Annotated in this window: 4 protein-coding genes; all 4 read left to right on the top strand. The window is 64.4% G+C overall.

Features of this window, described 5'->3' with window-relative positions:
* Window positions 1-139: 139 nt before the first annotated feature.
* The 4 genes from EOA24_RS26845 to EOA24_RS26830 all read left to right on the top strand — a co-directional run bounded on the left by EOA24_RS26845 (window position 140) and on the right by EOA24_RS26830 (window position 4687).
* Window positions 140-1231, top strand: coding sequence for a DNA topoisomerase IB (locus tag EOA24_RS26845; RefSeq protein WP_127257337.1), 1092 nt, complete (start codon window positions 140-142; stop codon window positions 1229-1231).
* A gap of 111 nt (window positions 1232-1342) precedes the next feature.
* A complete protein-coding gene (locus EOA24_RS26840) occupies window positions 1343-1717 on the top strand; it encodes a YciI family protein (RefSeq protein WP_042640414.1) in 375 nt (124 codons plus the stop codon).
* Entirely contained in the window at window positions 1714-2988 is a 1275-nt protein-coding gene (locus tag EOA24_RS26835; RefSeq protein WP_127257340.1) for an RNA polymerase sigma factor, read from the top strand. Before EOA24_RS26840 ends, EOA24_RS26835 begins: the two co-directional genes overlap by 4 nt.
* Window positions 2989-3172: 184 nt before the next feature.
* Window positions 3173-4687 carry an aldehyde dehydrogenase family protein gene (locus EOA24_RS26830; protein WP_126081554.1) on the top strand — a complete coding sequence of 505 codons (1515 nt, stop codon included), beginning with the start codon at window positions 3173-3175 and terminating at the stop codon, window positions 4685-4687.
* Window positions 4688-5144 lie beyond the last annotated feature (457 nt).

The following is a 5144-nucleotide window of genomic DNA, read 5'->3' as shown; positions in this document are numbered from 1 at the left end:
GGCCGGTAATAGCTCCCACCCATGTTGGTGATGGAAGGCTGTTGGATAGCGGACGTATCGGTCAGCCGGCAGGGCTGACGCCTTCTGGAACAAGTCACCGGCGCGCGGCTTTATCTACGGGTCATTTCGCGGAGCCGGCATGTTACAGCATTTACAAGCGTCATCGGACCGTTCGGCGCGGGCCGAGGAAACCCAGAGAAGCGGCGCCAGCAGCTTGGCCGGGAGCACGTCGCTCAACTATGTAACCGATGCCGATCCCGGCATCCGCAGATTGAGGAAAGGCGCGGGATTCTCCTATCTAGGACCCGATGGCAGAGCCGTCGACGAAACGACGCTTGCCCGCATCAAGGCGATCGTCATTCCGCCGGCCTGGACGGATGTGTGGATCTCGCCCGATCCGGACGGCCATATCCAGGCGACGGGCAGGGATCAGCGCGGTCGCAAGCAGTACCGTTACCATTCGCAATGGACCGAGGAACGCGACGGCGTCAAATATTCCAGCCTCGTCGCCTTCGCGGAAAGCCTGCCCGCCCTGAGGCGCCAGATCGATGCCGATCTGCGCCGGCGGGGACTGCCCCTGGAGCGGGTCGTCGCCTCGGTGGTCTGGCTGCTCGACAACACCATGATCCGCATCGGCAACGCGGCCTATGCGCGGGACAATAAGAGCTTCGGGCTGACCACGCTGCGCGACCGCCATGTCGAGATCAACGGCTCCAGCCTGCGCTTCGCCTTCAAGGGCAAGTCGGGCAAGGAATGGAAGCTGAAGCTGGTCGATCGCCGCATCGCCAAGGTCGTGCGCGGCGCCCAGGATCTGCCTGGGCAGAAGCTGTTCCAGTATCTGGGTGAGGATGGCGACCGGCGGCCGGTGCGCTCGGAGGACGTCAACCGGTACATCCGCGAGGCTTCCGGCGCCGAATTCAGCTCAAAGCATTTTCGCACCTGGGGCGGCACCATCCATGCTGCGTCGCTGTTTGCCGGGACCGAGCTGCCGGAAAGCAAGACGCAACAAAACCGGGTGATCAACAGCGTCGTCGACAAGGTCGCCGAGCGATTGGGCAATACTCGTGCCGTCTGCCGCAAATGCTACATCCATCCGCTGGTGTTCGAGGCATGGACCGAGGGACGCCTGCTTGACGAGATGGCCGAAGCCAACAAGCGCAAGCGCCTGATACAAGGCCTCGACGAGGAAGAAACGCTGGTGCTCAGATGGCTGCAGGCGCATGGCGCCTGACGGTCAGGCGCGAGGGACAGCCAAGTCCGTGATTACCAGCCGAATTTTTTTATCGACCTTGTGTCGGGAAGGGTCCTAGTGTCGCGTCCTTTGATACGGAAAGGACCTGCCATGCTATACGCCATCCTCTGCTACGCCTCCGAAGACGTCGTCTGCTCCTGGAGCAAGGAACAGGACGACGAGGTCATGGCGAAGATCCTCGACGTGCAGGACAAATACGCCAAGGCCGGCCGGCTCGGGCCCGTGGCGCGCCTTTTGCCGACAACGGCCGCGACGACGCTCAGAAAGGTCAAGGGCGAGGCGGTCGTGCTTGATGGCCCGTTTGCCGAGACCAAGGAACAGTTCCTTGGCTTTTACACGCTTGAATGCCGCGACCTCGACGAGGCGGTCGAATTCGCGCGCGAGCTTTCCGAGGTCAATCCGAGCGGAGGCTCCTACGAGATCCGGCCGGTTTCGGTCTTCAATCCGACAAAGGTCGCGGTATGACGGACCTTGCCTGGATAAGCACGGCGATCAGCAACGCCCGTCCGCAGGCGATGGGCGCGCTGCTGCGCTACTTCCGCGATCTCGACGCCGCGGAAGAGGCTTTCCAGGACGCCTGCCTGAGGGCGCTCAAGAACTGGCCGAAGAACGGGCCGCCGCGCGATCCCGCCGCCTGGCTGATCTTCGTCGGCCGCAACAGCGGCATCGACGCGGTGCGCAAGCGCGCCAAGCAGGCGCCGATGCCGGAAGAGGACCAGATCACCGATTTGGAGGACGCCGAGGGCGACATGGCCGAGCGGCTGGACGGCGCGCATTACCGCGACGACATCCTGCGGCTTCTGTTCATCTGCTGCCATCCGGATCTGCCGGCGACGCAGCAGATCGCGGTGGCGCTGCGCATCGTCTCCGGCCTCACGGTCAAGCAGATCGCGCGCGCCTTCCTGGTCGGCGAGAGCGCCATGGAACAGCGCATCACCCGCGCCAAGGCGCGCATCGCGGACGCCGGCGTGCCGTTCGAGACGCCGGGGGCCGTCGAACGCTCGGAACGGCTCGCCGCAGTCGCGGCGATGGTCTATCTGATCTTCAACGAAGGCTATTCGAGCAATGGCGGCGAGGCGCCGGCCCGCGCGCCGCTCTGCGAAGAGGCGATCCGGCTTGCGCGCCTGCTGCTCAGGCTGTTCCAGGCCGAACCGGAGATCATGGGGCTGACCGCGCTGCTTTTGCTGCAGCACGCAAGGGCGCCGGCGCGGTTCGATGAGCATGGCGAGATCGTCCTGCTCGAGGATCAGGACCGCTCGCTGTGGAGCCGCAAGATGATCGACGAGGGCCTGGCGCTGGTCGACAAGGCGCTGCGCCATCGCAAGCCCGGCCCCTACCAAGTGCAAGCGGCGATCGCGGCGCTGCATGCGCGGGCGGCGACGGCCGAGGATACCGACTGGACCGAGATCGACCTGCTCTACGGCCTGCTGGAGCAGATGCAGCCGTCGCCGGTGGTGACGCTGAACCGCGCCGTCGCGGTCAGCAAGGTACGCGGCCCGGAAGCCGCGCTTGCCATGATCGAGCCACTGGAAGACCGGTTGTCGGGCTATTTCCACTTCTTCGGGCTGCGGGGCGGGCTGCTGATGCAGCTTGGCCGCAACGAAGAGGCGCGCATCGCCTTCGATCGCGCCATCGCCTTGGCCAACACGGCGGCAGAGGCGGCGCATATCCGCATGCATATCGACCGGCTGATCAAGGAAAGCAGCGAGCGGACTCCCGCCAAAAAAGCGCATTGATCCTCCGGCTTCACCCTCTGGCCCAATCTCGCGATCGGGCCTTGGACCATGCCGGGGTGGCGGTTTTTCACCGAAACGAGTAATGCCACGCCATCAAAGCGCCCGGGCGTTCCTATCGGCACGTCAAGGACATGGCGCATGGCTCCATTCCCACCCTTCGAGGTGGAACCTGAAAGGGACAAAAATGACATTGGCGAAGGAAACGGCTTCACTTCTTGAGAAACTCGGCGTCACCAAGGACGCGCTTTCCGGCGGCGACCTCGTCGTGCGCAGCCCGGTGACGGGCGAGCAGATCGCGGCGCTGAAGCAGATTTCGGCGGCGGACGCCGGCAAGGCCATCGATGCCGCGCACAAGGCTTTCCAGGCCTGGCGGCTGGTGCCGGGTCCGAAGCGCGGCGAACTGGTGCGCCTGCTTGGCGAAGAACTGCGCGCGCACAAGGACGAGCTCGGCCGGCTGGTGTCGATCGAGGTCGGCAAGATCCCATCCGAGGGTCTCGGCGAAGTCCAGGAAATGATCGACATCTGCGATTTCGCCGTCGGTCTTTCCCGCCAGCTCTATGGCCTCACCATCGCCACCGAACGCCCCGGACATCGCATGATGGAGACCTGGCATCCGCTGGGTGTGGTCGGCGTGATCTCGGCCTTCAATTTCCCGGTCGCGGTGTGGTCGTGGAATGCAGCGCTCGCCTTCGTCTGCGGCGATGCGGTGGCGTGGAAGCCGTCGGAAAAGACGCCGCTCACCGCGCTTGCCTGCGAGGCGATCTTCAAGCGCGCCGCAAAGCGTTTCGGGGCCGATGCGCCGGCAGGCCTGCTGCAGGTGCTGATCGGCGACCGCGTCGCCGGCGAGGTGCTGGTCGACCATCCGAAGGTGCCGTTGGTTTCGGCCACCGGCTCGACCCGCATGGGCCGCGAGGTCGGTCCTCGGCTCGCCAAGCGCTTTGCCCGCGCGGTGCTCGAGCTTGGCGGCAACAATGCAGGCATCGTGACGCCCACCGCCGATCTCGACATGGCGCTGCGCGCGATCGCCTTCGGCGCCATGGGCACCGCTGGCCAGCGCTGCACGACACTGAGACGCCTGTTCGTGCATGACAGCGTCTATGACGCGCTGCTGCCGCGGCTGAAGAAGGCCTATCAGAGCGTCTCGGTCGGCAATCCGCTGGAAGGCAAGGCGCTGGTCGGTCCGCTGATCGACAAAGCGGCCTTCGACAACATGCAGAAGGCGCTCAAGGAGGCCGAGGCGCATGGCGGCAAGGTGACGGGCGGCGCGCGCGTCGAAAACGGTCATCCGGACGCCTATTACGTGCATCCGGCGCTGGTCGAGATGCCCAGCCAAGTCTCGCCGGTGACGGAAGAGACCTTCGCCCCGATCCTCTACGTGATGAAATATTCCGATTTCGACGAAGCGCTCGAATTGCACAATGCCGTGGGCGCCGGCCTGTCGTCGTCGATCTTCACCCGCGACCTGCAGGAATCGGAGCGCTTCCTCGGCGTCGACGGCTCGGACTGCGGCATCGCCAACGTCAATATCGGCACCTCGGGCGCCGAGATCGGCGGGGCTTTCGGCGGCGAGAAGGAGACCGGCGGCGGCCGCGAGAGCGGCTCGGACGCCTGGAAGGCCTATATGCGTCGCGCCACCAACACGGTGAATTTTTCCAAGGCGCTGCCGCTCGCGCAGGGCGTCTCGTTCGACATCGATTGAAGGCGCGGTCCTTAGCGGCTCAGCGGTTCACCGTTTTACGAAAACGGCGAACCGCTCCACTGCTCGTATCAGCTCGCACCTTTCGCTTAAAGCATGTCTCCCGAAGTGGGAACCGGTTTCGGGATAAAGACATGCGTAAAACCAAAAGGCCTAAAGCGCATGGAGCGAATCCAAAGGATCGCGACGCGCTTTAAGCGGTCAGTCCACGCAAGTAGAAGGCGTGCACGCTGCCGTGACGCCAGACAGTCTCTGACGCTTGCGCAGTGTCGGCTTCTCATAGGTTTTTTTCATGTAATCCCCCATTGCCCAATATGCACAGCATGACGACGTCTCCACGCCCGTAGCGTCAAGATGGTTGTCTCCCGCGCGGAAACGCCGCCCCTCAGAACGCCTGTCCCGTCGCCGGGTCGAACAGGCGCAGCGCGTCCGGGTCGAACACAAAAGCGCATGGCTGACC

It is taken from the genome of Mesorhizobium sp. M2A.F.Ca.ET.039.01.1.1, from assembly GCF_003998035.1.
GTDB lineage: Bacteria > Pseudomonadota > Alphaproteobacteria > Rhizobiales > Rhizobiaceae > Mesorhizobium.
Note: the sequence above shows the minus strand (reverse complement) of the source record. Positions and strands in the feature narration are given on the sequence as shown.